Here is a 25,465-nt window from a genome sequence, read left to right on the forward strand (position 1 = left end):
CAACCTGATGAAATTATTTATAAAAACTACCTTATGTAGCCTCTTGCTCTGCACTTTTTCAACCTCAGCACAGTTTCAACAAACCGAACTGCTGCAAGGGCTGGATTTACAATTCCGCGTGCAGTTAAACAAAGCCAAAGTACCGGGTGGCGCTTATGCTGTAGTACGTGGCAACCAAATTATTGCCACCGGCAGTTATGGTGTACGGGCTATGGGCAAACCGGAAAAAATTGATGCCGACACCGTATTCCGGCTGGCCTCTGTGTCGAAAACCTTTACCGGTGGCATCAGCGTATTGGCTGCGCAGCAAGGCAAAGTAGATTTAGATTTGCCACTGATTAACTATGTGCCTGAGTTTAAATTAAAAACAGCAGCTGCAACCCGGCAAATTAAAGTGGATCAGGTGCTAAGCCAAAGCACGGGATTAATGCCTCATGCTTATGAAAATATGCTGGAAGACAAACAAACCCCGGCGCAAATTTTACCTAAATTTCGGGAGCTTGCTCCGGGTTGTAAACCCGGCACTTGTTACAGCTACCAGAACATAGTGTTTTCTTTATTGGATCAGGTGCTCAACCGAGGTACAGGTCAAAGTTACGAAGAATTATTGCCCGAACGTATTTTTAAACCCCTGCAAATGAACACAGCTTCGGTGGGTTATGCCCCCTTTTTAGCCACTAAAAACAAAGCCATGCCACATAAAAGAGGTGGCAAAGGCTGGCGTCCTGTCAAAATCGACCCGAACTTTTATTGGGTTAATCCGGCTGCCGGTGTCAATGCCAGCGTCAATGATATGGCCAAGTATCTGATTGCGATGTTAGGACATAAACCTGGTGTATTTGCGCCTGAAGTTTTAGCTCAGTTGCAGGAACCTATGGTGAAGTTACGCAGCAAACCTCGCTGGCCGGTCTGGCAGCAGTTCAAACAGGTATCCAGTTGGTATGGCCGTGGCTGGCGTGTTATCCAATACGATGAAAACAAACTGTTTTATCACGGCGGTGTTGTAGATGGTTTCCGGCCTTACATCGCTTATTCACCAGAACAGGATATAGGTATAGTGCTGCTGACCAATGCCGAAGCCGATATTACCGGCCACTTAGCCAAATGGTTTTGGCAACAGGTGTTAAGCACTTAATACATAAGGATTCGGCATGAGGTTATTTATAGTTCTGTGTGTCTTTTTAAGCCTGAACTTATCGGCAGAAGAACAATTTCCTGCCTGGGAATTACCTGATACCCAGGTGCATCAATTGCCAGCTTTAAGCAATGGCCGCCATTATGAAGTCTGGATTGAACTACCGCCTTCCTATGGTAAAACAGATAAAAAGTTACCAGTGCTTTTTGTCTCTGATGCCAATTATGCGTTTCCGCTTATTCGTAGCATTCGCAACCGCTTAGGTGCTGGTGGGCAGAATATTGAAGACTTTATCATTGTAGGTTTGTCTTATGCCAAAGGGGCCAGCCCAACAGATAGCCGCAGCCTGGATTACACTCCAACCAATGTGCTCGCCAGAGCAAAGAAACCGGGTGAAAACTTCGGAGCCAAAGCTTATGGTGGCGCCGCTTTATACGCCCGGTATCTGCAGCAACAGGTGATCCCTTTTGTGTTAAAAAACTATAGGGCAGACCCACAACGTAAGCTGTTTGTTGGTCATTCCTACGGTGCTTTATTAGGTGCCCATATACTGCTGACTCAACCAGATACTTTTGATCTTTATATTTTAAGCAGTCCATCCTTCTGGTTCGACGATAAATTTATGCTGAAGCAGGAACAGCAATACGCAGCACAAAACAAAGATCTGGCCGCCAAAGTTCAGCTCTATGCCGCTGAGTTTGAGCAAAAAAAACCAGGGCCACGCTACTTAAAAAATAACGATATTGTGGCCGATATGCGCTTATTTGAAAAAAGGCTGAAAAGCCGTAACTACCCAGGTTTACAGATCCACAGCCAGATTATTGCCGACGAAGATCATTTATCAGTGTTCCCCTCGATGATAAGTCGCGCTTTAGTAAAGTTATTACCGGGTTATGGCCCTTATAAGCCGAGCTGATGACAGCCTTCTGTTTGCAGCGCATAATGCTTTGAACCTTGAATAACGAGCACAAGAGAGCACTATGAAATTAGTTAGACAAATACTACTGACTACAGCACTGACTTTCGCTGCCTTTACCGCTTCAGCCACCACTTTTGGTGCTGCTGTCGATAAAACCAAGCTGGTTGAGGTCGCTGATATTCTGGCGAAACCACAAAGTTACCTGCAGCAACAGGTGACAGTGAAAGGCACTGTAGAAGCGGTCTGCCAGAAAAAAGGCTGCTGGATGCAATTGTCTGCAGGGAAAAATCAGCCCACTTTTCGCATTAAAGTAAAAGACGGCGATATGGTGTTTCCGGTCAGCGCTAAAGGCAAAACTGCTTATGCCAGTGGCAAGTTGAACCCTATCGAAATGGATTTAGAATCCACCCGCGAATATCTGGCGCATAAAGCCGAAGAACAAGGCGAAGCTTTTGATCCGCAAACCGTCACTGAAGCCATCACTTTGTATCAGTTAGTGCCCGTGGCTGTTGAGATTGCGGATTAATAATGGTAGGGACGACCTTTATGGTCGCCCGGAACTAAGATGAGCACTCAAGAGTTTTATTTTCAGCCCAACAGCAGCTTGACTGCTTTGGGTTTTAGCCAGCATCTGCCATCTGAGCAGCTAACCCCCTGGGTGCAACAATACTGGACCATACAGGTTCCAGAGCAAATAGATACCACACAACCTTATCCACAATATCCGGATGGCGGCAGTAATCTGACCTTTGAATTCCTGCCAAACCAGCTACCCTCTGCATATATCCATTACAGCCAGCAATTAAACCAAAGTTCATTTGTGCCAGGCCAGCATCTGCTGAGTGTGCGTTTCCTTGCCACAGGAGCTTTTCAGTTATTGGGTATTAGTCCTGCAGAACTGACGAAAGCAGCATTGGATATTCGCCTGTGCAATCTGGTGGGTCTGGACTGGTTATTGGATCAACTGGCGAACAGCCCCAATCTGCCAGCCCGGCTTACGGCTATTGAATGTTGGTTATTACATTTGGCCGAACAGAGGGTGTCAAATACAACTTTGGTGCAAAAAAGTCTGACGCTATTAAAACAACCAGCCGCCGATTTGCAGCACTTGTACAGCCAGCTGCCAAAAAGCCGCCGACAATTTGAACGCTTATTTAAGCTGGAAACAGGGTTATCACCTGCGCAATTACAACTGCTGTTTAAAGTAAAACTGGCGAGATTTTTTATCAGCAACAACCCGCTTATTGACTTAGCCAGTGTGGCGCAACAAGCTGGTTTTTATGATCAGGCCCATATGCATCAGCATTTTGTCCGCATCACAGGGCAAACCCCGGGTCAGTATAAAAAACGTAAGATGTCGCAATTGTCCAATTCTGCCGAATAGCATGGCCTTACACTGAGTACCTCAACTAACGGAGGTGTTTATGTCAGAACGTATCAGCAGAACCCAGCTTTATAAAAACCAGCCCGCTATAGTGCAGCATCTGGTGGGGCTGGCCAAAGCAGCCGAAGATTCTGGTTTGGATAAAAGCCTGATCCACTTAATGAAAATTCGTGCATCTCAGTTAAACGGCTGTGCTTTTTGCCAACATATGCATGCCAGTGAAGCGAGAAAAGATGGCGAAAAACAATATCGGCTGGATGTATTGCCGTCATGGCAGGAAGCGAAGTCTGCCTTTACAGCCCGTGAGCAGGCCGCCTTAATATGGACTGAAGCTTTAACTTTAGTGGCAGCCAGAGGTGTGCCTGATCAGGACTACGCTACTGTTGCAGCCCACTACTCAGAGCAGGAAATTCTGAACCTGACAGCGCTGATCGTCACCATCAACAGCTGGAACCGCATCGCAGTAGCATTTCATTTTCAGCCTGAGTTTTAAATTGTTATCGGATAGACGGGCGGGCACAAGGCCCGCCCCATGTTTTTAGCTTTACACCAGCTCCAGTTCTTGCGGCTCTTTCAAAAAATAGAATGCAAGCAACAACAGAGCCACAGGAAACAGAAAAATAGTGCCTGGGCTCAAGAACACGCTGAACTGCAACACACAACAAATCAGCAGCACCACGGCAAAACATTTTAACAGGCCAGAAGCAGCTGTTCGCTTTAACAACAAGACAATGGCCAACACAAATGCAACTACCGCATAGGCAAACAAGATACCAAGTGCCACAGCAACTGTAGTTTCAGCGATCATGCTAAGTTGGGCGTCCTGGATCAGGCCACCGGTAAACACTATGACCAGATTAACTACTACTGTGGCGTGAAAGGCCACAACCAGCAAGGCCATCACAAGTAACAACACAGCTGCCGACCCCGACTGTACACGTTCTGCAAAACTACGACGCAAACTCAGGTACACATAGACCTCAAGTGCGCCTATCAACACAAAAGCCAAATCTGACCAGCTGAGTTTCAGCAAGTCCGCTTTATATATCTCCATAAAGTTCTCTGAACTCAGATGAAAAACATATAACCAGTACACCGGAAAACACAACGCCAATAACAAAGCCGCAATGCCCGGCCACAGATACTCATGATTTCGCATAAAACCTCCTGTTTAACTCAAATGCCGCTTTTGTCTTTTACAGAGTCATCGGCAACATATTGCAAAATATCGCCAGGCTGACAGCTCAGAGCCTGACAAATGGCGGCCAGCGTACTAAAGCGGATAGCCTTTACCTTACCGGTTTTCAGCAACGACAGATTGGTCATGGATACCCCAACCTGTTGCGATAACTCGGTAAGCGACATCTTCTTTTTCGCCAGTTCTATATCGAGATTAATTTGTATGTTCATAGAAGTTTAATCTAGCCGTTAATTTTATGATGATCAACTATTTTTTTATGTTTATCGTAAAACACTCGGCATATCAAGTGATGAACTAAGTGCAGGACTGAACCTGAGCAGAGGGTGAAGATGCAGTGTTACAGTGATCTTGCGTAAACGGACAGACGGGCGGGGATAAACTTTTTCTGGTTTTGTGTTCAGCAAATAGACGGGCGGGCACAAGGCCCGCCCCTAGGTTTTTTCCATCAACATTTCCGTAGGGGCGACCTTTATGGTCGCCCGCTGCCATAACTACACAGTATCTCCAGCATCCACTACCCGGCGCTGCATTTGCACCAGCGTGATCAGATAACATATCACTGTGACTAAAGCGGCAGAGGTAATAGAATTCAGCGGCAGCCATAAAAAAGCAGCAAAGAGGCCAAGAGCTCGCATCAATAAATGCTGCAAACCAAGCTTGTGTTGAATGATCCAGCCGTATAAAGGCCAGTGAATTGCTAAAGCTAAAGCCAGACTAAAAGGCACCAGTTCAGGTTTAGCGAATAATAAAGGGATATGCAAAGCCCACAGTGAGTTGGCCATAATCACACCCACGCCCATCAGCTTACCCAAAGCATTAGCTTTCATAAACAGATCTTCGCCACGCCATTTGGCAAAAAGCAGCGCCAGCGGAAAAATAGCACCTGAACCAAACAACATCACCAGCAATACAGTTTTAAAAGGCAGCAGCAAACTGAGTACCAGCACTACAGACCAAAACACTGTGCCTGCCAGCGGCATAGACATCGACTTGTTACTGCGTTGTTCAAAATCCTGCCGGAGCTGGTTTAAAGTAAGTTCCATTCTGCTTTCCTTGTTTAAAATTATGTAAACAAATTAGAGTGCAAAATGGCAAGTGTCAAATTTTAAAGTGTTGATTTAAAAGGGACAACTTATAGTTCTGGTCGACGCCATAACCAAATGGCAACACAACAGAGAAAAGGCGGCAACAGCAATTTGAGCAGAAAAGGCGCTGGGGATAGCAGTAACATAACAACAGACAACGACATCATACCTGCCGCCATATATTTGGCTTTACGGGGCACAGCGCCATGCTCACGCCAGCGTTTGAGTGGCGGACCAAAGCTGGGGTGTGCCAATAACCAGATTTCTAAACGAGGCCAGCCTTTACCAGCAGACCAGGCAGAAAGCAGTAAAAAAGGCACTGTGGGCAAACCAGGCAGCACCACGCCTATTAAGCCCAACAACAAACTGATACCAGCGAGCAAACGCCAGAAAGATATCTTTAACAGCTTTAACATTACAACTTCATCGGACTAGCGGATCCAGCCTTTGCTGATAGTACGGAAGTTATCTGTACCAGCTTTATCCAGCCATTCAAAGGCCAGCATTTCTTTACTGATAATTTGGGCACCAGCCTGCTGTAAACGCAATAACGCCAGTTGACGGTTTTGTTCGGTACGTGAACCTACAGCTTCTTCCACAATAAACACCTGATAACCGGCAGCTAATGCATCCATTGCACTTTGCAGCACACACACATGGGTTTCGGTACCTATGATCACCAGTTGGGTTTTGCCACTTAGCTTTACACGTTCAGCGATCAGAGGTTCACGCAAGGCACTAAAATGGATTTTTTCCATCACATGGTCTTCAGGAACTAACTCGGCCAAAGCGGGTAAAGTAACACCTAAACCTTGTGGATATTGTTCGGTGGCAAGAATAGGCACGCCAAGTTGCATTGCAATTTGTAATACCCAGGCCGCTGCTTGTTCTACTTCTTTGCCTTGATCGATCACAGGAGCCAGTTTTTCCTGCATATCAATCAGCAGGACCAGACTTTCACTTTGTTTTACCAGCATCTAGTGCTCCTGAACCTAAAAAATCAGGTTCTGTTAATCCGGTTCATTGGCGGCATGTTGCCGTTCTTTACGCTCTTGCATTTCAGCAAAAGCGGCATTGATTTCATCCAGCACAGCGCCAACATCAGCCGCCTGCTCTGCTTCAGCGAATTCGCCTGTCAGTTCTGTATTTGGATTTAAATTACCGGCTTCAAATAAGGCCCAGATTTCTTTGGCATATTTGGTAGCGGCAAGTTCAGGTGCAAACTGTGCGTAATACTGGGTGATGTTATTAACATCCCGCTCCAACATCCACTGTGCATTGTTATTGGCAGCAGCGTCTACGGCTTGCGGCAAATCGATAATGACAGGGCCTTGTGGGTCCTGCAGTACGTTAAATTCGGATAAGTCGCCATGCACCAAACCGACCGATAACATGCGCAGAATATCCTGCATCATAGTTTTGTGGTCGCGGCGGGCTTGTTCGGCGGTCAGCTGAATATCATTTAAACGAGGGGCTACATCACCTTCGGCGTCTAAAATCAATTCCATCAGCAAAATGCCGTCAAAGCAGCCATAAGGCACAGGCACACGTACACCAGCGTCGGCCAGTTTGTACAAAGCATCAACTTCAGCGTTTTGCCAGCTTTCTTCGGCTTGCTCACGACCAAAGCTCGACCCTTTTTCCATAGCCCGGGCTCGTCTGGAACTGCGTACTTTGCGGCCTTCCTGATACTGCACTGCTTTTTTAAAGCTGCGCTGACTGGCGTCTTTATAAACTTTGGCGCAGCGAATATCGTCCCCGCAACGTACCACGTATACGGAGGCTTCTTTGCCACTCATCAGTGGCCTGAGTACTTCATCCACCAGACCTTCATCGATCAGGGGTTGAATGCGTTTTGGAGTTTTCATTGCGCACTTATACCTTGTTTAAGGCAGGGGTAAAAGAGTAAATCCGGTTTTTTATTGAGGCAAAGAAAGAGCCGCTGTTTAAAATGCGCTAAACATACCCAAAGTAATTGGAGTTGCAGCGCGACGACAAGCGAACGAGACCCCAGGAGCATAGCTGACTATGCGACTGGGGCGAGAGAACGCGGTCAACAAAGCTGCGGCTTCAAGAACGAAGGGGGATCAGTACTTAATGCTGCAACCATAAGGCTTAGTCACAGCTGGATCAGCCGGATTACCTGCCAGTACTGCTGTTAAGGCGTTGGAAAAATAGGGCGTGGCTTTGGCTATGTCGCCCACTTTGGCCGACGGAATGCTGTCGATACCGCCCATATATTGCAACACACCTTTTTGATCAATCACATACATATGAGGTGTGGTTTTGGCATCATAAGCTTTACCTGTGACACCTGTTTCATCAAATAAAACGGCATCCGGAGTTGCATTACGGCTGCTGGTCAGCTCATCCGCTTTAGCTGGAGTCACATGGCCTTGTTTACCCGGAGCTGATGAAATCACTGTCAACCAGACCACATCATCAGTACCAAACTGTTTTTGTAAGCCCTGCATATTGCCGCTGTAATGTTTCACCACAAAAGGACAATCGTGATTGGTCCATTCCAGCACTACAGTTTTGCCAGCAAAGTCGGCTAACGAATGGCTCTGGCCTTTGCTGTCAGTCAGATTGAATGCCGGTGCGGCCTGACCGACTTGAGGTGCGGCAAACAAAGTACCGGCAAAAACTAATGCCGATAAACTTAAAGCAAACTTGAGTTTCATGGTTTAGCTCCTGTGACTATTGACTGGTAATTAAGGGTTGTTTACTGCTCAATTGCTCTAACGCCTGACGTAATGAATCCGGCGTTAAAATTTGGGGCAAAATTTCCGGCGGCTGCCCGGGCCAATACACTACATACAAAGGCACACCATCGCGCTGGAACTGGCGTAAGTAAGCACTGATGGCCGGGTCTTTGTTGGTCCAGTCACCTTTTAAATAGGTCAGGTTATACAATGCCATAGCGGCTTTGCTACTGTCGGTATTGAGTGCCACACGCTCATTGACTAAACAAGTGATACACCAGTCGGCTGTCATGTTCACCAGTACAGGTTTCCCCTCTTGCACCAGTTGCTTTAAGCGTTGTTCTGACCAGGCTTCAGCATGATCAGTTTTGGTAATCTTCTGAGCTACAGGCTGTGGATACCAGAGTAAAGCCACGGAGCCTGCCACAAGCAACAGTGCTATCAGACTGCTGACTTTACCGGCTTGTTGCAGTTGCTGCTGCCCCCACAACCAGCAGGCTGCACCCACCAATACCAACCCTACTAACGCCAAAGCTAAGGCATCTAAACCTTGCTGACGGCCATAAACCCACAACAGCCAGACTGCACTTAAATACAAAGGATAGGCCAGCCATTGCTTTAGCTTTTCCATCCAAAGCCCAGGTTTAGGCAGCACAGCGGCAAAACCAGGCCACCAGGCCAATAGCAGGAAAGGCAACGCCATACCCAAACCTAAAGCCGCAAAAATAGCCAAAGCCGCCAACGCAGGCTGAGTGGCGGCATAACCTAAAGCCGTGCCCATAAAAGGCGCTGTGCAAGGGCTGGCCACTACTACAGCCAACACACCGGTAAAAAACGAACCTTTATGACCTTGCTTTTGCGTCAGTTGCTGGCCAGAATTCATCCAGCCCATGCCCAGTTGCATCACACCAGATAAACTTAAACCTAAAATAAACAACAGATAAGCCAACAGGCCTACGATCAACGGATTCTGTAATTGGAAGCCCCAACCAGCAGCCTGACCAGCCGCTCTGAACACCAACAATACCGCAGCTAACAACACAAAACTAATGATGACACCAGCGCTGTACCATAAGGCTTCAGCTTTGATTTGCGGTGTCGAATTCTGGCCATTGGCCAGACTTAAAGCTTTTAATGACAACACGGGGAATACGCACGGCATCAGGTTCAGGATCAAACCACCCAAAGCGGCCAGCAGCAACATTCCCAACCAATCCAGCAGGCTGAAGCTGGCCAGACTGAGTTCTGAGCTAACTGGCACACCTTCGTGCTGTAAATGCAGCAATACAGGGCCTGCCACAGTATTTAACACCAGTTCAAACCGGGCCGGCGCCTGGCTGAAGTAAGTGTTTTTCTGCTGGCGTAATAACAATTCGCCGTCAACCCATTCGATTTCCTGCGGCGCGGCATGGTCCACCAGCTCGGGTGCTGAGACAAAAAAAGCCGATACTTTTAAGTCTTCCGGCATCTGCACAACAGCAGAGAACTTCTGATTTTGCACATCATAACGGCCTTGCAGCGACACTGGTTTTGGTTGCTTCTGGCTGGCTTGCTCAAAGAGTTGTTTGTAGTCACGTGCTTCAATAGCGGTTTGTGTGACAGGCAAATTTAGCTCAAAACTGGCCTCTGCCGGAATACAAACCTCTTTGCACACCAGCCAGTCCACTTTGGCTTTGATCAAGAGTTGAGAATTTTTATAATTGGCCGGGACTGTTAACTCCGACACTAAAATAGTAGGGCCTTCAAAGCCGTAATTGACCAGCGGAGGGACAGCTATCGCCATAGGAGCAGGCCACTGGATAGCGCCTGCCGTAACGCCATCAGGCAAAGTCCAGTCAATACTGGTGGCTAAGCCGGAATCTCCGGGGTTTTGCCAATAGGTATGCCAATGGTCATCCGGAATAAAATGCAACGCCAGTTTAAATGTCTGCCCAGGCTTGAGGTCCTGATGATCACTGACCAGCTCTGCTTTTAAATGGCTGGCCTTGACCCAGCCACTGGTTTGAGCCTGAACAAAGCCTGTCGCCAGCAGCAGTAATACAGCAGAGAAAAAGAGTCTCAAAAACAAAGTCATCTGTTAAATTTTAAACCTGCATACCTAGATGTTTTTAGTGTACGGCATTCCCGGAGCAGGGATCAGCCGTCAAACGCAGCAGGCTGGGCTTCTGCCTCAGCCGCTGGACGCCAAGGTGTAGGGGGCGGGTCTTGCACCCGCCCCTCTGTTGATACCGCGGTGCCCTTTGGCGAGCCGGGACAAGCCGCCCGTCTAAAATTCCAAACAAATCTTTATTGGAAATAAGATTTACGGTTGTTGTAAAGCCCACTCTGTCAGTAAGCGCACGCCAAAACCCGAAGCACCTTTGGTGTTCACTTCGTTATCTGTTCTGCTTAACGCATTACCTGCTATATCCAGATGAGCCCAGGGTGTATCACCGGTAAATTGCTTTAAGAACCAGGCTGCAGTGGAGGCACCAGTGCTGCTGCCGGTGTTTTTCATATCAGCAATATCACTTTTGATTTCATCGGCAAACTGCGAACCTAAAGGCAAACGCCAGACTGGCTCATCTACTTTTTCACCCGCTAAGGTCAGTTGATCCACCAGCGACTGTTGCTCTGAAAACAACCCCGCATAATAAGTACCTACAGCACCCACTTTGGCACCTGTTAAGGTAGCAATATCCACCATAGCACGCGGTTGGAATTCTTTATTGGCATACCACAAGGCATCAGCCAGCACTAAACGGCCTTCGGCATCTGTATTGGTGACCTGAATAGTTAAACCCGCAGCAGATTTCAGTATATCGCCAGGCAACATGGATTTATCAGACACCATATTCTCAGCCATTGCCATCACAGCCACCACATTCACAGGGGCTTTTTGCAGCGCCAATGCTTTGATGGTACCTAAAGCCGCTGCTGCACCGGCCATATCGCTGGTCATACGCAATATAGAGTCTGAGTCTGTTTTGATGTTGTAACCGCCTGTATCAAAAGTAATACCTTTGCCGACGATAGCCAGCGGCTTTTGCTCACTACCCTGCCAGTGGGCAACCACTAAACGTGGTGGTCTGTTGCTGCCTTTACCCACAGCCAATAATGCACCCATACCGAGTTTTTCCATTGCTGGCACATCCAGCACCCGCACTTTAACACCCAGCTTTTCCAGTGCTTTGGCTTCGGCGGCAAAAGTTTCCGGAGTTAAGCCAGCCGCAGGTTCGTTCACCAGATCCCGGGCTAAAAATACGCCCTGAGTAACAGCTTGCAGCTTGCTGAACTGGCGTTGTGCCGCTTTTTCATCTGTTACCAGTATTTCCAGCTTTTTGGCTTTTTCTGCCTTGTTTTTTGTGAAATAACGGTCAAAGCTGTAAGAACGTAACTCAATACCATGCGCCAGCTGAGCGGCAAAATCAGCATTGCTTAAAGCCGATTGCACAGCTGCTGTGTCTACCGTAAAAGACTTGGCTTTGTCTTTTTTCATCCAGGCGGCAATGTCTGCCCCCAAATTATTGCTTGTGGCGGCCGTCAGATCTTTAGGTTCGCCTGTACCCAACAGAACCACTCTGTTGTAACCAGCCACTTCAGCCAGAACATCCAGTTGAGCGGCTTTTTTGGCTTTAAATTCTGCCGTTTTAATAGCATGTTGTATGGCTTTGTGTTGCAACACTGCAGAAGAAGATTGAGTCAGTTGCTCAGGGCTGACTAAAAGCACCAGTGTGTCGGCATCCAGTTCAGCTTTCTGGTTCATTTCAATAGCCGGAACTGCGGCTACAGCAGAGTAAGACAAGAGCAAAGTGGCCAGACTGGTCATCACTGTTTTCATCGAGGTGTTTCCTTTTTATTGTAGTGCAGCAGAGAGTGACCAAAGCACACACAAACAACAAGCTAAATCCGGTTAAATTGAACAATTTAAGCGACCAACTCAGGTTCACTTGCTGGCGAAACTTAAAATTTATCAGTCATAGAATTGAGCTAAAACAAAAGCAATGTTACAAGTGAGCCCTGAATTTCATTTTTCATATGTGCCCTCATCAAAGGATTGTTTATTCAATGGCTCTGCAACTTAATTTGTTCGATCAATGGCTTATGTCAGTTAAAGCGCCAGCAGACAGTTCGGCACTGCAGCGTTTTTGCTGGGAGTTTTTGTTTTTTGGTATTAAACAGGCCCGCGCATGCTTATTTGTTGGATTGTTTTTTCTGTCGGTGTTGTTAGTACCACGTGAAGGCATAGCGGGCGTCAGCCGTTATGATCTGTTGTTGCTGCTGGCTTTGCTGATCCAAATCTGGATGGTCTGGGCCAAGCTGGAAACCTGGGATGAAGCTAAGGCTATCAGCTTGTTTCATGTCGTTGGCTTTGCGCTGGAGGTTTTTAAAACTTCTGGTGCTATTCAGTCCTGGAGCTACCCGGATCCGGCATTCAGCAAAGTGTTCGGCGTGCCACTATTTGCTGGTTTTATGTATGCGGCTGTCGGCAGTTACATTATTCAAATCTGGCGTCTGATGGAATTAAGGGTGAGTCATCATCCACCTTATTGGATGGCCGCCTTGATTGCTTCTCTGATTTATCTTAATTTTTTCAGCCACCACTATATTGGTGATTACCGCTGGTATCTGGCTGCTATTACCTTAGGTTTGTATGCCAGAACTATGGTGTTCTACCGTCCGCTGGATAAGGAACGGAAAATGCCCTTGTTGCTTGGTTTTGTTTTGGTTGGATTTTTTATCTGGCTGGCAGAAAACATAAGTACTTTTATGGGCTTGTGGAGTTATCCGAACCAACTTGGCGCCTGGTCTGTGGTGCATGTTGGCAAATGGAGTTCCTGGTCCCTACTGGTTATTATGACCTTCACCATAGTGGCTCAGCTGAAGTACGTGAAAGCACGAATTCATGTGCCCGACTAGAGCCAAGACAGATTACCAGTCAATCTGAGTTTTATTGCGGAAAAATGCACCAGTCGGGCCATCGTCAGCTAAAGTGGCCAGCCAGACTGGTGTTTCTGCCCCTTGCTCCGGACTTAAATCGGCGGCTTCTCCACCCATACGGGTACGAACCCAACCTGGGCAAACGGCATTCACTTTCACTTCCGGCATTAACTCACGGGCGCAACTGACAGTAACGGCATTCAGCGCGGCTTTACTGATGGCATAACAAGCAGGCCCTTCCAAACCTTCAGAAAAACTGCCCCAACCGGAAGACAGATTCACAATACGGCCATACCCCCTTTGTTTCATCAATTGGCCAAAAACTTTGCAAAGAACAAAAGGCGCTACTGTATTGACCGACAAGCTGTGGATTAAATCTTCAGCCTGAGTATGCGGTACATCAGTGGAATGCAGCATGGCAGCGTTATTGATCAGCACATCAACAGGACCATATTGGTGCTCTATTTGCAGCGCTTTTTGTTCCAGCAATAAAGGGTCCGTTAAATCAAGCCGCAGCGCTATACCAGATCCCAACAAAGACACCGCCTCTTCCGCATCTTTTTGATGTCTGGCCGCCAGCAGCAGCTGAAAGCCGCCCTGTTGGATCAGAGTTTTGGCAATAGCAAAACCAATGCCCCGGTTTGCTCCTGTGATCAGCACTGTTTTTTGTTGCTGTGTCATATTCCGCTCCCTGATAACTGACGCTTTGTTTATTCATCCTGCTTTTTAACACTTTCAGATGAAATACTACCAAGCGCAGTGCAAATTTACCTACACTAAACCAAATGACAACCCGAAGATCTCACTCAGCCGAGGAAAACTTCTGATGCCCAACATCAGCTTACTGCAAAAAACAGCTCTGTCGTTCCTTTTTTGGCTATTTTGCAGTGCTCTTGCGACGACTGCAATGGCATGTGAGTTTGAAGTGAAACTTAAACGCTCTTGTGCTGAAGAGCTGGAGGAAGATCTGCTGCCCAAAGTCCCATTTCAGGTGCAGCGCAACAGCAATTTTTTGCATCTGCAAACTCAGGCCGGAGCTTTGTCTTTTCCTGTGTTTAAAGAAAGAACCGACGAAGACACCCAACCTTATCTGGTGTCTTATTTAGCAGCAGTGCAGTTGGCTGTAATTTGGGTTTTTGAATACCGTGGCCGCAGTGTGTATCTGGTCAATACCAGAACCGGCTTGCAAACCCAGGTGAATGGCTTTCCTTTGTTATCTCCGGACAATAAACGCCTGCTGGTTTACTCCGAGGGCCTTTCAGATAAAGAAAACGCCAATCTGGTAGTGATTTACCGGATCCGTAACCACAAGCTACAGGCCGAATTGGTACTCAGCGGTGACGACAATAGAATACAACCCTGGAACCCACTGGATGTGCGTTGGGTGAGTCCGGATAAAGTCGAGTTTATCCGGCTGCATCATCACAATGGCCAGGAAGAACAAAAACTCCAGAGCCTGGAACTGCAACAAGGGACTTGGCAACTGCTGTAGCCCCTCCTAACTCCTGGCCGGAACCCCTTTCGTTTTAGTGCAAATACTGGCGGCTGGCAGGTAAACGCGATAACTGCCAGATTTTGTACCTTTGACAAACCGCCTTATATTCAGCTCTGAGTTTGGCGGATTCCTGTAACACCGCAATACTGGCCGGATGGTCGCCATCCAAACGCTGCAGCATTTGTTCAAACCAATTTAAGCCGTGCCTCAGCGTTGTCTGACAACGCCGCCATCTTTGCTGCTGTGCATAAGTTTCTGCCAGATTCTGAATGGAAATCGACAAACAGAAAGTGGGTAATGAAGCTTCTTCCCGACTCAATTCTGGCGGACAGCAAACAAAAGCACAGTGATACCAGACAGGCCAGACATCAGAAATAGCCTGGCGATAAAAGCTGGCCGCTACCGCTAAATGCCGTTCGGTAAATGCCTGATTGCCCTGAGCAATGATCTGTTGCCAATTATCCATGCCGTGGTTCCAATTGAGAATTGATGTCATCTAGACTATTTCAATTGCGAATGGTTCGCAACAATGTCAATGAAATTTGTCAAATCCATAATCAGACTGTAATTCCAGATGTGAAATAGCTGTCCCTAAAATGTTAGTCCACACTCTGCTGTGCCGGTCAGGACCTGAATCAGGACCGGATCACTTATAAAAAACTAACAGCAATTTGAGGACAAATAGATGCAACATAAAAACCTGCTATTCCCACTTCTGGCTTTAAGCTGCGCCGTCAGTGCTGCGGTGCATGCCAATAATCTTGCGATCACAGGCCCGGGAGCCGGAGCTGATGGCTCCAGCAAAGCCAGCGGTATCAGTTATTCAGATGTCAGAGACAACGATTTGCAAAGTTACTGGCAACCCTCAAGTAACTCAAATCAACGGGTTTCAGTGAAATGGAGCTCGGCCATTCAATTAAATCAGGTGGTGCTGAAAGAATCTGGCTCCGCAGTCACCAGCTGGCGCTTAGTCAATAACGACAATGGTACTGAGCTGGCCAGCGGCGGCAGTATTGGCAGCAATAAAGTGCTGAACTTAAGCACCATCAGCAGCAAAAAACTAAATCTGGAAATTATCAGCGCCAGCTCAGCACCCCGTATAGCCGAATTTGAAGTCTATCTGAATACAGAAGGCGGCACAGATCCGGACCCTACGGATCCAACAGAGCCAGTTAACCCGCCACCAACAGGTGAAGTGACGGCCTGCAGTGCCAGCCCACAAGGTTTTGCTTCGCTGGATGGAGGCACCACAGGAGGTGCAGGTGCCAATGCGGTGACTGTCACAGCAACCACAGGAGCAGAAATTCAGGCCGCTTTGGCCAACAGAGATTTAAACCGCCCTTTAACCATCAGAGTCAATGGCACTATTACCACAGCCAACTCTGGTGGTGTCAGTAAGTTTGATATTAAAGATATGAATAACGTCAGTATTATTGGGGTGAGCAACAACGCCTTATTTGATGGCATAGGCATTAAAGTATTTCGCGCTAACAACGTTATCATTCGTAATTTGAAACTGCGTTATGTCAACACAGGGGATAAAGACGCTATTACGCTGGAAGGCCCGGCCAGCAATATCTGGATCGATCACAACGAAATTTACAATAGCCTGGATGTGGGTAAAGACTATTACGACGAGTTAGTCAGCGGAAAAAAAGACGTAGATAAAGTAACGATTTCATACAACTATTTGCACGACAGCTGGAAAACCTCGTTATGGGGCAACAGCGATTCAGACAACTTCAACCGTCGTATTACCTTTCATCACAACTACTGGCAAAGAGTCAATTCACGCCTGCCATTATTCCGTTTTGGTCAGGGTCATATTTACAACAACTACTATACAGAAGTGCAGGACACTGGCATTAACAGCAGAATGGGCGCGGTGATCCGCATTGAAAACAATGTGTTTGAAAATACCACTAACCCTATAGTGTCCTTTTATTCCAGCACTTTGGGCTACTGGGATACCAGAGGTAATCAGTTCAGCAATACCAACTGGCAAGCAATGCCATCTGAAGGAGTGATTGCAGGACCCAATGTACAGCCTAACGCAGTATTGAACCTGCCATACAGCTTCGCTTTATTGCCCACCAATGAAGTGAAAGCTCATGTGATAGCCAATGCTGGCGTGAATAAATGTAGTTTTTGATCCAGAGCTGAAAAAGTAAAAAACCGGCTGTCTTGAGCCGGTTTTTTATGTCGCATTAAATAGACTTAATCAGTCTTTTTTCGCCAGCAGATAAGTGACCAGAGCATTTAAATCCTGTTGGAAATTTTCCTGGCTTAAACCCGAAAACTTCACCTGGTATTTGCCATTGACCAGCAATGTAGGCACACCTTGCAGTATTTTTGCTTCAGAGTAGTGATCCTGGCTCTTTTTCATGGCAGCCACTTCGTCCATAACTGCCGTATTAACCATACCTGAGTCTACTAACATGGCAGGAATATCGTTTGCGACCAATAAGCTACGAATGTCCTGTTCAGTAGTGAAACTGCCGCGCTGATTGTGTAAATAATCAAAAATTGCGTTCGAAATACGGTCACCCTGACCGGCATTTTTTGCCACCACATAAGCCTTAGCTAAAGACTGCTGTAATTCCGGCGGAGCCACCCTTAAAAAATCAACATGGTTTTTAATCAGGCTAATACCTTCTGGCAGGTTCTTATCCAACGCCTGAGCAAAAGGCTCAAAGGCCTTACAGTGTGGACAATAAAACGAAAAAAACTCCAGTACTTCTGGCGCTTCAGTCGCTTTTTCCGCAACCACGTCGTAATGCACACCTTGCTGATACTGCACTGGGGAAGCTGCAGAAGCGAAAGCCATGACAGGAGCAAACAGCAAAGCGGCCAATAATTGTTTCAACATAAAGAACGCCTTTTATTAAGATTGAGTCAGTAAAAAATTAACCAGTTGCTTAAACTCTTCATCCTGATTGTCGCGGCTCAGGCCTTGAGTAAGAATTTTGTATTTACCGTTGACGATAAAGGTTGGCACGCTGGTTAACACCCGGCGGGCAGATAAAGCATCCTGCTCTTTTTTCATTTGTTTAGCAGCACCAGCTACAGTAAAGCTTTTGATGGCTTTATCGTAGGTTTCAGCGTCCACGCCGTTGGCAACCACTACAGCTTTAATATCGTCGTCGCTGGCAAAAGTTTTACGATCCACATGAATATGTTTAAAAAATGCGCCGGAGATCTCGTCGCCTTTACCCAGGTTTTTACCTACCAGATAAGCTTTGGCTAAAGTGGCCTGAATTTCAGGTTTAGCTTGTTGTAAAAAATCGACATGCACCTTTTTCAGTTCAGCGCCTGCTGGTAACTGTTTGGCCAGGGCTTGTACTTTTGGCTCAAAACCAAAACAAGCTGGACAATAATAAGAGAAGTACTCTTTTACTTCAGGTTTGGCTGTGGCCTGTTCAGAAATGACTTCGTAGTGTTTACCTTCTTCAAACTGAGCAGCAAAAACTGCAACTGGTAATAACAAAGCACCTACTAACAACGCTGTTAACTTTTTCATTATTCGAATGTTCCTTGGAATAAAACTGCCACTACTCTAACAAAAACTTACCACTGAGGCATCAAAGAAAGTGGGCTCTGGTCACAGAATTTAAGCTGTTCATCCAGGGCCCTTAATTGTTGCTGCCAGTATTGGTCTGTACTGAACCATGGAAAGTTCTTCGGAAACGCCGGATCGCTCCATCTTTTTGCTATCCAGGCCATATAAGACAAAATGCGCATGGCGCGTAACGGCTCAATTAAACGCAGCTCTTTATGGTCAAAATCGCAGTACTGTTCATATTCTTCCAGCAATAACGACAACTGATAAGTTTGCTCTGCTCTGTCACCGTTCAGCAATAACCACAAATCCTGCACCGCAGGGCCATTACGGCTGTCGTCAAAATCCAGCAGCAAAGGCCTGTCGTCGTGCCATAACAAATTACCAATATGGCAGTCGCCATGTACCCGGCGGATTTTTTCCGGCTTATATAAAGGACCGACCTTATCGCACAGTTGCTGCATCATGGCCTGATAATCGTTTTGCAGCGAAGGCGGAATCAAGCCCGACTGCAACAAGCTTTGCTGGCTGTCGAGCAAAAAAGTTTGATGGTTAATGGTTGGCCTGTGCACAAAAGGCCGCGCCGCGCCGACCTGATGCACCATGCCTAAAAAACGCCCCAGTTGCAGCATTTGATTGTCGTTGTCCGGCTCTAAAGTACGGCCACCACGGCTGGGAAACACAGATAAATAAAAGCCACCATAAGACAACACCTGCTGACCATCCCGCGCCACAGCTTCAGCAACCGGCACTTCAATTTCTGCCAGTTCAGCAACAAACTGATGCTCTTCATTCAGTTGATCCAAGCTCCAGCGTTCTGGCCGGTAAAATTTCACCACCCAGCTTTTTCGGTCGTCATCTCTGAATTGACAGACCCTGTTTTCAAAACTGTTGAGTTGCAATAAGCCTGAGCTGACATCAAAGCCATAATGAAATAAGGCATCCAGCATTAAATCCGGACTTAAAGTAGAAAAGTCAAAAGTGCTCATGGAATTCCGTTTAGTCGATGCTGCTGCCAAAAAAATAGGGAGCCGAGGCTCCCTAGTCTAACGCTTTTACTGATTTAACGGGCGGAAAAGAACTTACTGCCCTGAGTTAAGCGAATGTCAGGCTCGTCGCTGTCCTGCAATACAAACTCAATATCCAGCACAGGTTTTTTCGCATCCACCGGATCCAAAGACAAACTGATCGGCAGGTTAGCAGTTTCACCACCTTTGATGGTCAGCTCTTTTTCACCCAACCACTGTGCGTCATCGAGGCCTTGCACAGACAACTGGTAAGTTTGTTCCAGCTGCGATTTGTTAATAACTTTTAAGGTGTAGGTGTTTTCAATTAAACCTTCGTCGGTTTCACGGTACAAAGCACCACGGTCGCGCACTATGTCCATCACCACAGGTTTACGCACCACTAAAGTCCAGGCAAAGGCCGCGCACACAGCCACCAGCACCATAAAATAACCCACTAACTTGCCACGTACTACTTTAGTGGTTTTCCCCTCCAGACTATGTTCTGTGGTGTAGCTGATTAAGCCTTTGGCATAACCCATTTTATCCATAGTGTCGTCACAAGCGTCTATACAGGCGCCACAGTTAATGCACTCGTACTGCAGGCCATTACGAATATCTATGCCGGTAGGACAGACATGCACACATAAATTACAGTCGATACAATCGCCTAAGCCTTTGGCTTTGTAGTCTGTGTCTTTACGGGCTCGTGGCCCACGGTTTTCACCCCGTTTCGCATCGTAGGTTACTGTAAAGGTGTCTTTATCAAACATGGCAGACTGGAAACGAGCGTAAGGGCAAATGTGAGTACACATAATTTCGCGCATCCAGCCTGCATTGCCGTAAGTACAAAAGGCAAAAAACCAGACGGAAACCGCAGCCCAAAAGCTGGCTTCAAAGGTAAAAAACTCGATAAACAATTGGTCTACCGGCGTAAAGTAGCCAACAAAAATCAGGGCTGTTAACACAGAAAACGCCAGCCAGCTAAAGTGGGTTAAGGCTTTTTTGAATACTTTACTGAAGCTCCAGGGGTCCTGATCTAACTTCATGCGCTGATTACGGGTGCCCTGAATTTTTTCTTCAAACCACATAAAAATAAAGGTCCAGACGGTTTGTGGACAAAGATAACCACACCAGACCCGGCCATAAAAGGTGGTGACAAAAAACAGAGCAAAAGCGCTGATGACAAAAATCCAGGCCAGAATAGTGAAATCCTGTGGCCATAAGGTCATACCGAAGATATAAAATTTCTGCTCAACAATATCGAGCAAAATAGCCTGCTGGCCATTAAATTCCAGCCATGGCAGCAGCATAAACAGGCCCATAAACACAAAGCCGATATTACGCCTTAAGCTTTGATGCAAACCCTTCACAGCCCGAATGTAAATTCGATCTCTTGGGTTGTAATTGGCTTTTTTGTCCGGATCGGGTTTATGCACCTCCACCGGGATATTTTTGATATCTATCTTGTTATCCACGCCCATACCTCGTGCTGCTACCCGGTATTCAGTGTAGCAGGCTGTTTAGTGCAGCTTGTTGATGCAGGACAAGCCAAGCTTTGTTCTTACGAACCAATGTTCACAGTGCCTGTCTGCATTCCGGCATTGTGAGCAAGCGTGCTGAAGCCTGACCTGTACTGCTTTATGTTGTCACCAGAGTGATTCTCTGCAATAGAGAATGCAATAATCGAACCAAAGACCGCAATTATATAACACCATGATCCATATTGGGTTTTTATATTTCCCTTAGTTTTCACCTGTCAACTTTGTTGACAGCACAAGGGTATTTGGCAGCCAGATTGACAGTGTTATGTTGCTATTGCTGTGTTATAAACAATAGAGTTATAAATGGGGTAACAAGTTATGCGCAATTTTTTGCTGTTGTGTTTGCTGATTGTCAGCACCCTGACATTTTATGACCATCCCAAAATGCTGCCTTACTCAGAACCTGTGCTGGACTGGTTGGCTGAGCACATCTCGTTGCCAGGTGCTCAATCCGATTCAATGGTTACCCGCAAAATTCAGAAAGCCTTTTATGCTATAGGCCAGGATTACGGCACAGGCCAGCAGGAAGCATTAGCCAAAGCAGCGCGCACTATAGATAACTTATTGCAGTTTCGCCGCGACTACTGCCAAAACGGTGATTTTCACCCGGCCTTATTTGGCGACGCCATGCAAAGAGCTTGTGATGTATTAAGGCAATATCCGAAGCTGGAAGAATTTAAAAAAGATTAAGGGCCTGCGCCTTTGTTGCAGTGTGGGTTCATCTCAGGCACTGATCAGAATAATGGCAGCAAATAAATCTGCACCAGTCTGGCGCTAAAAAATCCGGCATTGATCACTGCACCCAGCTGCAATGCCTCAAACCAGAAGGGGGCTTTTTTCAGTGGCCAGTAGTTACGTTTAAACCTGAGAAAAACAAATAACACAGCCGCCGCAGCCAAAAGCACAAACAGCAGTACCAGCGATAGTTCCAGCCAGCCTGTAGTTGCCAGTTCTCTCATAAAAAACCTGCCTTTAAAGAATGAAGTAACTTTGCCATTGCCCAGCGCTTTATGCCGGATTGCTAACTGCGCGACAACAGGCGCATTAAAGCCAAAGACAATAAAGTACCCACCAGGGTTGCAGCCAGATCCCACCAGTCAAACACCGCCCAGGAAATAAACAGCTGGCCACACTCGTACAACATCAGGCCCAGTCCAAAACCCAGACTGGTGCTAACTAATTCACGGCGAGCGGAAAACAACAAAAACACAAAAGGGCCTAAAGCAGCGGCTATCAGATTTGGCGCCCAACTCAGCACAAAACCCAACAAAGCTGACACCTGAGTTTGCCTTAATTCCGCCACCCATCCATCCAGATGCAACATCAGACAAAAAGCAGCGATAGCTATGCAAAGGTCCTGAATTTTCTGTGATTTATCCATAACCACAGTGGCTTCCTGCGACATAAAGTTATCCTGAATTAAATAAAACCCATAAATCCACAAGGCCTGTCCATTCTCAGATGCCTGGCTTGTACCATCAGGCCGTCCTGGCTGGCGTCATTTGCTGTTTATAGGCTTCTGTTACATCCGTTAACTGGCCCTGATGCAGCTGAATAATGCGGTCGGCATTTAAAATGGTTTGTGGCCTGTGGGCAATAATAATGCGGGTCATCGGCAGTTGACTAATGGCTTCGTTGACATAATGCTCCAGCTGAATATCTAAATGGCTGGTGGCTTCGTCCATAAACAGAATTTTGGGCTGGCGGTATAAAGCCCGGGCTAATAATACCCGCTGCTTCTGGCCGCCGGATAAACTGCTGCCCATATCACCAATTAAGGCGTTGTAGCCCATTTGCATAGCGGCTATATCCTGATGAATACCAGCCAATTGAGCGCAGGCCATCACTTTTTGCATATCCATGTGGCTGTCAAAAAAGCTGATATTTTCCGCCAGCGTGCCCGACATCAAAGCATCTTCCTGCATGACTGCTGCTATTTGCTGACGATAATGCCGTAAACCCAAATGCTTTATATCCACCCCATCTGCTTCTACTTTGCCTGCCTCTAATGGCAATAAACCCAACATCAGTTTTAACAAAGTGGTTTTGCCAGTACCAGAAGGGCCAATAATAGCCAGGCTTTCGCCCGCTTTAACTTCGAGGTTTAAGCCGTTAAATAATAAAGGGTCGTTACTGGCATAACGAAAGGCCACCTCTTTTAAACTAAAAGCACCGCTGATCTCACGTTGCTGCGCAGTTTCACCTTCCTGCTCTTTTTCGGTCAGCGCAATATCCGCCAACCTGTCTAAGTGCAGCCGCGTCATTTTAATTTCGATCACTTTATCAATAAGCGCGGCCATCCGAGTGGTGAACTGGTTTTTATAGGCCATAAACGCAAACAACATACCTACACTGATATTGCCATCCAGCACAGCCCATGCCGCCAAATACACCACCAGGGTGTTTTCAATACCAAACAATAACTGATTGATTGTGCTATAAGAAATTTGCCATTTGCCCAGCCTGTAGTTTTGGTTTACTGCATCGGCATAACGGTTTTGCCAGATATTTAAGCGCTGGCTTTGCTGGCCAAACAACTTAATGCTTTGCATGCCCCGCACTGTTTCCATAAAGTTGCTTTGCTCTTTGGCGCTGGCTACTATGCTGGCTTCGGTGCGCTGCTGCAAAGGCCGGTACAAAATGGCGCGAATAAGGGCATAAATCACCACTGCGGCCAGCACCACCATACTCAACTGCGGGCTGTATAAATACATCATTACCAAAACGGTAATGGCCATGACGCCATCAATCACACCTTCCACCAGGCTGGTGGTTAACAGCTCGCGCACTGAATTGAGTGAACCAAAACGCGAGACAATATCGCCCATATGGCGTTTTTCAAAAAAGCTCAGGGGTAAATGCAATAAATGGCGGAATAAGTTAGTGGCCATTTGCAGGCTCATCACAGAACCTAAATGCAATACCACCCAACCTCTTAAGGTTTGAGTCAGGGTTTGTACCAGCATCAATAAACCAAACCCCAAAGCCAACACCACCAACAGCGGCGTGTCGTGGCTGACTAAAACTTCATCCACCACCAGTTGAGTGTAATAAGGTGCAGCCAGTACAAAGAGCTGTAACAACAAAGACAAAATAAACAGCTTAACAAGGGACGGCACCAGTCCCTGCACCTTGCTCCAAAAGGCGGTAAGGCCCAGCTTGACTCTTTCATCAATTTTCTGAAATTCAGTAGTGGGGCTAAGCTCCAGTGCCACGCCAGTAAAAGATTTATCCACATCAGTAAATGCCACAACACGTTCACCCAGAGCAGGGTCAAGAATAGTAATAGCTTTGCTGCCAACTTTTTTCAGCACCACAAAATGGTTCATATCCCAATGCAAAATGCAGGGCAGGCGCAGGTTTTTTAAATCAGCTAAATCCAGTTTTAAGGCACGGGGTGCCATACCCAACTGACCAGCAAGTTGCATTAACTGCTGCAAGTTAGCGCCTTTTAGCGATACGCTATAGCGGTTACGCAAAGTGGTGAGATCAAGCTGGTGACCATGATAGTTGGCCACCATAGCCACACAGGCTAAACCACATTCAGCGGCTTCAGATTGGTAGATCATGATTTTCTGGAAAAATTTAACATGGAAATTGTACTCAAAGCCCCTGGCTACGCATAAAAATTATAAAATCGCTGCCCAACGATTTACCTGCGATATAAAAAAGGAAAATCAGAAAAAATACGGCAATAAAAACCCATTCGCTTTTAATTTTTGAGCGAGTTACATTCATCATTTAGTTAAACTCCACTGGGCTCTGGAAGATAAAACATGGCCTGAGGATCAAGCCTTGCACAAAGCTAAATATCAAAAGATTTCAACTCAGAAAAAGTACTAATAATCCGATGAACAATAATCATTGGAATAGCCATCATAATTTGAAATGGTATCCCTCTTAGATCTGGCAATATCAACCTCACAATGAAGCCACAACAAATAGCAGCACCAAGACAACAAACTATTTTCAGAAGTGTTAATGAAAATATTTTAGGTACTAACATGTAACCACACCTGCGGCATCTTGCCTCAGCAAATAAAATAAGTTCTCTACGCACATTTTTATCTGGGGCACTATGACAATGTTCACATTTATTTTTAAACATTTATCCTCCAAAATATGACGAAAATAATCCTATTTCAGAAAATCATATAAACGCTATGAATAAGCACTCATACTCATTCGGGGCAAAGGGCAAGACTTGACCCCATTGGCCTGACCCCATTGGCCGTGCTACCAAATACAGGCACTCCACTTCACATCGATAGACCCTATCATTGTTTAAGCTTATCTAAGCGCCGTAGCCTATATTCCATAAAACCTGCAAATGCTAAAGAAAATACAATTTGCATGCTGACTCCCAGCCATGTGTATTGAACAACGTCCTGATAAATATATGCACCAAAATACTTAACAATAAGAATTATAAAGAAAAAAATTAATACATTTAAAATAAAACGCATGATACCCCTCCTAAAATAAAAAGATGGATGGTTACCCATCCACCTCTA

At 46.4% G+C, this 25,465-nt stretch carries 29 protein-coding genes; 9 read left to right on the top strand and 20 right to left on the bottom strand.

What is annotated here, in order from left to right:
- Nucleotides 1-7 precede the first annotated feature (7 nt).
- The 5 genes from RHEIN_RS00650 (at nucleotide 8) to RHEIN_RS00670 (ending at nucleotide 3,931) form a co-directional block, all read left to right on the top strand.
- Entirely contained in the window at nucleotides 8-1,135 is a 1,128-nt protein-coding gene (locus tag RHEIN_RS00650; RefSeq protein WP_008897029.1) for a serine hydrolase domain-containing protein, read from the top strand.
- A 16-nt stretch (nucleotides 1,136-1,151) separates the two neighbouring features.
- On the top strand, nucleotides 1,152-2,051 hold the full coding sequence (locus tag RHEIN_RS00655) for an alpha/beta hydrolase (protein WP_008897030.1): 900 nt from the start codon (nucleotides 1,152-1,154) through the stop codon (nucleotides 2,049-2,051).
- A 64-nt stretch (nucleotides 2,052-2,115) separates the two neighbouring features.
- Entirely contained in the window at nucleotides 2,116-2,580 is a 465-nt protein-coding gene (locus RHEIN_RS00660) for a DUF4920 domain-containing protein (RefSeq protein ID WP_008897031.1), read from the top strand.
- A 39-nt stretch (nucleotides 2,581-2,619) separates the two neighbouring features.
- Nucleotides 2,620-3,438, top strand: a complete 819-nt coding sequence (locus RHEIN_RS00665; RefSeq protein ID WP_008897032.1) for a helix-turn-helix domain-containing protein — start codon at nucleotides 2,620-2,622, stop codon at nucleotides 3,436-3,438.
- A 40-nt stretch (nucleotides 3,439-3,478) separates the two neighbouring features.
- Entirely contained in the window at nucleotides 3,479-3,931 is a 453-nt protein-coding gene (locus tag RHEIN_RS00670; protein ID WP_008897033.1) for a carboxymuconolactone decarboxylase family protein, read from the top strand.
- 51 nt (nucleotides 3,932-3,982) lie between these two features.
- On the opposite strand, the gene RHEIN_RS00675 is transcribed toward RHEIN_RS00670, so the two are convergent.
- The 9 genes from RHEIN_RS00675 to RHEIN_RS00715 form a co-directional block, all read right to left on the bottom strand.
- On the bottom strand, nucleotides 3,983-4,597 hold the full coding sequence (locus tag RHEIN_RS00675; RefSeq protein WP_008897034.1) for a hypothetical protein: 615 nt from the start codon (nucleotides 4,595-4,597) through the stop codon (nucleotides 3,983-3,985).
- Between the two features lie 17 nt (nucleotides 4,598-4,614).
- Nucleotides 4,615-4,848, bottom strand: coding sequence for a helix-turn-helix domain-containing protein (locus tag RHEIN_RS00680; RefSeq protein WP_008897035.1), 234 nt, complete (start codon nucleotides 4,846-4,848; stop codon nucleotides 4,615-4,617).
- A 282-nt stretch (nucleotides 4,849-5,130) separates the two neighbouring features.
- Nucleotides 5,131-5,682, bottom strand: a complete 552-nt coding sequence (locus RHEIN_RS00685; RefSeq protein ID WP_008897036.1) for a DUF7010 family protein — start codon at nucleotides 5,680-5,682, stop codon at nucleotides 5,131-5,133.
- Nucleotides 5,683-5,771: 89 nt separating this feature from the next.
- Nucleotides 5,772-6,140, bottom strand: a complete 369-nt coding sequence (locus RHEIN_RS00690) for a YbaN family protein (protein ID WP_008897037.1) — start codon at nucleotides 6,138-6,140, stop codon at nucleotides 5,772-5,774.
- Between the two features lie 15 nt (nucleotides 6,141-6,155).
- Complete coding sequence (locus tag RHEIN_RS00695; RefSeq protein ID WP_008897038.1) at nucleotides 6,156-6,701, bottom strand: hydrolase; 546 nt, start codon at nucleotides 6,699-6,701, stop codon at nucleotides 6,156-6,158.
- A gap of 33 nt (nucleotides 6,702-6,734) precedes the next feature.
- Nucleotides 6,735-7,592: a PA4780 family RIO1-like protein kinase gene (locus tag RHEIN_RS00700; RefSeq protein ID WP_008897039.1), complete on the bottom strand. Its 858-nt coding sequence runs from the start codon at nucleotides 7,590-7,592 to the stop codon at nucleotides 6,735-6,737.
- Nucleotides 7,593-7,811: 219 nt separating this feature from the next.
- On the bottom strand, nucleotides 7,812-8,408 hold the full coding sequence (locus RHEIN_RS00705; protein WP_008897040.1) for a thioredoxin family protein: 597 nt from the start codon (nucleotides 8,406-8,408) through the stop codon (nucleotides 7,812-7,814).
- A gap of 16 nt (nucleotides 8,409-8,424) precedes the next feature.
- Complete coding sequence (locus tag RHEIN_RS00710; RefSeq protein ID WP_008897041.1) at nucleotides 8,425-10,503, bottom strand: protein-disulfide reductase DsbD family protein; 2,079 nt, start codon at nucleotides 10,501-10,503, stop codon at nucleotides 8,425-8,427.
- Nucleotides 10,504-10,731: 228 nt separating this feature from the next.
- Nucleotides 10,732-12,249: a leucyl aminopeptidase gene (locus RHEIN_RS00715; protein WP_008897042.1), complete on the bottom strand. Its 1,518-nt coding sequence runs from the start codon at nucleotides 12,247-12,249 to the stop codon at nucleotides 10,732-10,734.
- Between the two features lie 227 nt (nucleotides 12,250-12,476).
- On the opposite strand from RHEIN_RS00715, the gene RHEIN_RS00720 reads away from it, so the two are divergent.
- On the top strand, nucleotides 12,477-13,328 hold the full coding sequence (locus RHEIN_RS00720) for a DUF817 domain-containing protein (protein ID WP_008897043.1): 852 nt from the start codon (nucleotides 12,477-12,479) through the stop codon (nucleotides 13,326-13,328).
- Between the two features lie 12 nt (nucleotides 13,329-13,340).
- Here the strand turns inward: RHEIN_RS00720 and RHEIN_RS00725 are convergent, their stop codons facing one another.
- A complete protein-coding gene (locus RHEIN_RS00725; protein WP_008897044.1) occupies nucleotides 13,341-14,030 on the bottom strand; it encodes an SDR family NAD(P)-dependent oxidoreductase in 690 nt (229 codons plus the stop codon).
- A 145-nt stretch (nucleotides 14,031-14,175) separates the two neighbouring features.
- On the opposite strand from RHEIN_RS00725, the gene RHEIN_RS00730 reads away from it, so the two are divergent.
- Nucleotides 14,176-14,841 carry a hypothetical protein gene (locus tag RHEIN_RS00730; RefSeq protein WP_008897045.1) on the top strand — a complete coding sequence of 222 codons (666 nt, stop codon included), beginning with the start codon at nucleotides 14,176-14,178 and terminating at the stop codon, nucleotides 14,839-14,841.
- A 34-nt stretch (nucleotides 14,842-14,875) separates the two neighbouring features.
- On the opposite strand, the gene RHEIN_RS00735 is transcribed toward RHEIN_RS00730, so the two are convergent.
- Nucleotides 14,876-15,310: a hypothetical protein gene (locus RHEIN_RS00735; RefSeq protein ID WP_008897046.1), complete on the bottom strand. Its 435-nt coding sequence runs from the start codon at nucleotides 15,308-15,310 to the stop codon at nucleotides 14,876-14,878.
- Between the two features lie 219 nt (nucleotides 15,311-15,529).
- On the opposite strand from RHEIN_RS00735, the gene RHEIN_RS00740 reads away from it, so the two are divergent.
- Nucleotides 15,530-16,996, top strand: coding sequence for a pectate lyase family protein (locus tag RHEIN_RS00740; RefSeq protein WP_008897047.1), 1,467 nt, complete (start codon nucleotides 15,530-15,532; stop codon nucleotides 16,994-16,996).
- Nucleotides 16,997-17,065: 69 nt separating this feature from the next.
- Here RHEIN_RS00740 and RHEIN_RS00745 read toward each other — a convergent pair whose 3' ends face one another.
- The 4 genes from RHEIN_RS00745 to ccoG all read right to left on the bottom strand — a co-directional run bounded on the left by RHEIN_RS00745 (nucleotide 17,066) and on the right by ccoG (nucleotide 20,885).
- On the bottom strand, nucleotides 17,066-17,713 hold the full coding sequence (locus RHEIN_RS00745) for a thiol:disulfide interchange protein DsbA/DsbL (RefSeq protein ID WP_008897048.1): 648 nt from the start codon (nucleotides 17,711-17,713) through the stop codon (nucleotides 17,066-17,068).
- 15 nt (nucleotides 17,714-17,728) lie between these two features.
- Nucleotides 17,729-18,364, bottom strand: coding sequence for a thiol:disulfide interchange protein DsbA/DsbL (locus RHEIN_RS00750; protein ID WP_008897049.1), 636 nt, complete (start codon nucleotides 18,362-18,364; stop codon nucleotides 17,729-17,731).
- A gap of 47 nt (nucleotides 18,365-18,411) precedes the next feature.
- Nucleotides 18,412-19,392: a serine/threonine protein kinase gene (locus RHEIN_RS00755; RefSeq protein ID WP_008897050.1), complete on the bottom strand. Its 981-nt coding sequence runs from the start codon at nucleotides 19,390-19,392 to the stop codon at nucleotides 18,412-18,414.
- A 74-nt stretch (nucleotides 19,393-19,466) separates the two neighbouring features.
- Nucleotides 19,467-20,885, bottom strand: a complete 1,419-nt coding sequence (gene ccoG, locus RHEIN_RS00760; protein WP_008897051.1) for a cytochrome c oxidase accessory protein CcoG — start codon at nucleotides 20,883-20,885, stop codon at nucleotides 19,467-19,469.
- Nucleotides 20,886-21,269: 384 nt separating this feature from the next.
- Between ccoG and RHEIN_RS00765 the strand changes: the two genes are divergently transcribed.
- Nucleotides 21,270-21,641 carry a hypothetical protein gene (locus tag RHEIN_RS00765; protein ID WP_008897052.1) on the top strand — a complete coding sequence of 124 codons (372 nt, stop codon included), beginning with the start codon at nucleotides 21,270-21,272 and terminating at the stop codon, nucleotides 21,639-21,641.
- 44 nt (nucleotides 21,642-21,685) lie between these two features.
- On the opposite strand, the gene RHEIN_RS00770 is transcribed toward RHEIN_RS00765, so the two are convergent.
- From RHEIN_RS00770 to RHEIN_RS00785, 5 genes are all read right to left on the bottom strand, one after another.
- Nucleotides 21,686-21,910 (bottom strand): hypothetical protein, encoded by a 225-nt coding sequence (locus RHEIN_RS00770; RefSeq protein WP_008897053.1) that lies wholly within the window; start codon nucleotides 21,908-21,910, stop codon nucleotides 21,686-21,688.
- 62 nt (nucleotides 21,911-21,972) lie between these two features.
- Nucleotides 21,973-22,356 carry a hypothetical protein gene (locus RHEIN_RS00775; protein ID WP_008897054.1) on the bottom strand — a complete coding sequence of 128 codons (384 nt, stop codon included), beginning with the start codon at nucleotides 22,354-22,356 and terminating at the stop codon, nucleotides 21,973-21,975.
- Nucleotides 22,357-22,429: 73 nt separating this feature from the next.
- Complete coding sequence (locus RHEIN_RS00780) at nucleotides 22,430-24,520, bottom strand: peptidase domain-containing ABC transporter (RefSeq protein ID WP_008897055.1); 2,091 nt, start codon at nucleotides 24,518-24,520, stop codon at nucleotides 22,430-22,432.
- A 236-nt stretch (nucleotides 24,521-24,756) separates the two neighbouring features.
- Complete coding sequence (locus RHEIN_RS20860; protein ID WP_008897057.1) at nucleotides 24,757-25,059, bottom strand: hypothetical protein; 303 nt, start codon at nucleotides 25,057-25,059, stop codon at nucleotides 24,757-24,759.
- Nucleotides 25,060-25,228: 169 nt separating this feature from the next.
- Entirely contained in the window at nucleotides 25,229-25,417 is a 189-nt protein-coding gene (locus RHEIN_RS00785) for a hypothetical protein (protein ID WP_008897058.1), read from the bottom strand.
- Between the last annotated feature and the right edge of the window lie 48 nt (nucleotides 25,418-25,465).

This window comes from Rheinheimera sp. A13L (genome assembly GCF_000217935.1).
GTDB lineage: Bacteria > Pseudomonadota > Gammaproteobacteria > Enterobacterales > Alteromonadaceae > Pararheinheimera.

Bases quoted from the DNA above. Each gene is read 5' to 3' on its own strand.
- RHEIN_RS00650 (WP_008897029.1), top strand. From the start codon at position 8: ATGAAATTATTTATAAAAACTACCTTATGTAGCCTCTTGCTCTGCACT.
- RHEIN_RS00655 (WP_008897030.1), top strand. From the start codon at position 1,152: ATGAGGTTATTTATAGTTCTGTGTGTCTTTTTAAGCCTGAACTTATCG.
- RHEIN_RS00660 (WP_008897031.1), top strand. From the start codon at position 2,116: ATGAAATTAGTTAGACAAATACTACTGACTACAGCACTGACTTTCGCT.
- RHEIN_RS00665 (WP_008897032.1), top strand. From the start codon at position 2,620: ATGAGCACTCAAGAGTTTTATTTTCAGCCCAACAGCAGCTTGACTGCT.
- RHEIN_RS00670 (WP_008897033.1), top strand. From the start codon at position 3,479: ATGTCAGAACGTATCAGCAGAACCCAGCTTTATAAAAACCAGCCCGCT.
- RHEIN_RS00675 (WP_008897034.1), bottom strand. From the start codon at position 4,597: ATGCGAAATCATGAGTATCTGTGGCCGGGCATTGCGGCTTTGTTATTG.
- RHEIN_RS00680 (WP_008897035.1), bottom strand. From the start codon at position 4,848: ATGAACATACAAATTAATCTCGATATAGAACTGGCGAAAAAGAAGATG.
- RHEIN_RS00685 (WP_008897036.1), bottom strand. From the start codon at position 5,682: ATGGAACTTACTTTAAACCAGCTCCGGCAGGATTTTGAACAACGCAGT.
- RHEIN_RS00690 (WP_008897037.1), bottom strand. From the start codon at position 6,140: ATGTTAAAGCTGTTAAAGATATCTTTCTGGCGTTTGCTCGCTGGTATC.
- RHEIN_RS00695 (WP_008897038.1), bottom strand. From the start codon at position 6,701: ATGCTGGTAAAACAAAGTGAAAGTCTGGTCCTGCTGATTGATATGCAG.
- RHEIN_RS00700 (WP_008897039.1), bottom strand. From the start codon at position 7,592: ATGAAAACTCCAAAACGCATTCAACCCCTGATCGATGAAGGTCTGGTG.
- RHEIN_RS00705 (WP_008897040.1), bottom strand. From the start codon at position 8,408: ATGAAACTCAAGTTTGCTTTAAGTTTATCGGCATTAGTTTTTGCCGGT.
- RHEIN_RS00710 (WP_008897041.1), bottom strand. From the start codon at position 10,503: ATGACTTTGTTTTTGAGACTCTTTTTCTCTGCTGTATTACTGCTGCTG.
- RHEIN_RS00715 (WP_008897042.1), bottom strand. From the start codon at position 12,249: ATGAAAACAGTGATGACCAGTCTGGCCACTTTGCTCTTGTCTTACTCT.
- RHEIN_RS00720 (WP_008897043.1), top strand. From the start codon at position 12,477: ATGGCTCTGCAACTTAATTTGTTCGATCAATGGCTTATGTCAGTTAAA.
- RHEIN_RS00725 (WP_008897044.1), bottom strand. From the start codon at position 14,030: ATGACACAGCAACAAAAAACAGTGCTGATCACAGGAGCAAACCGGGGC.
- RHEIN_RS00730 (WP_008897045.1), top strand. From the start codon at position 14,176: ATGCCCAACATCAGCTTACTGCAAAAAACAGCTCTGTCGTTCCTTTTT.
- RHEIN_RS00735 (WP_008897046.1), bottom strand. From the start codon at position 15,310: ATGGATAATTGGCAACAGATCATTGCTCAGGGCAATCAGGCATTTACC.
- RHEIN_RS00740 (WP_008897047.1), top strand. From the start codon at position 15,530: ATGCAACATAAAAACCTGCTATTCCCACTTCTGGCTTTAAGCTGCGCC.
- RHEIN_RS00745 (WP_008897048.1), bottom strand. From the start codon at position 17,713: ATGTTGAAACAATTATTGGCCGCTTTGCTGTTTGCTCCTGTCATGGCT.
- RHEIN_RS00750 (WP_008897049.1), bottom strand. From the start codon at position 18,364: ATGAAAAAGTTAACAGCGTTGTTAGTAGGTGCTTTGTTATTACCAGTT.
- RHEIN_RS00755 (WP_008897050.1), bottom strand. From the start codon at position 19,392: ATGAGCACTTTTGACTTTTCTACTTTAAGTCCGGATTTAATGCTGGAT.
- RHEIN_RS00765 (WP_008897052.1), top strand. From the start codon at position 21,270: ATGCGCAATTTTTTGCTGTTGTGTTTGCTGATTGTCAGCACCCTGACA.
- RHEIN_RS00770 (WP_008897053.1), bottom strand. From the start codon at position 21,910: ATGAGAGAACTGGCAACTACAGGCTGGCTGGAACTATCGCTGGTACTG.
- RHEIN_RS00775 (WP_008897054.1), bottom strand. From the start codon at position 22,356: ATGTCGCAGGAAGCCACTGTGGTTATGGATAAATCACAGAAAATTCAG.
- RHEIN_RS00780 (WP_008897055.1), bottom strand. From the start codon at position 24,520: ATGATCTACCAATCTGAAGCCGCTGAATGTGGTTTAGCCTGTGTGGCT.
- RHEIN_RS20860 (WP_008897057.1), bottom strand. From the start codon at position 25,059: ATGTTTAAAAATAAATGTGAACATTGTCATAGTGCCCCAGATAAAAAT.
- RHEIN_RS00785 (WP_008897058.1), bottom strand. From the start codon at position 25,417: ATGCGTTTTATTTTAAATGTATTAATTTTTTTCTTTATAATTCTTATT.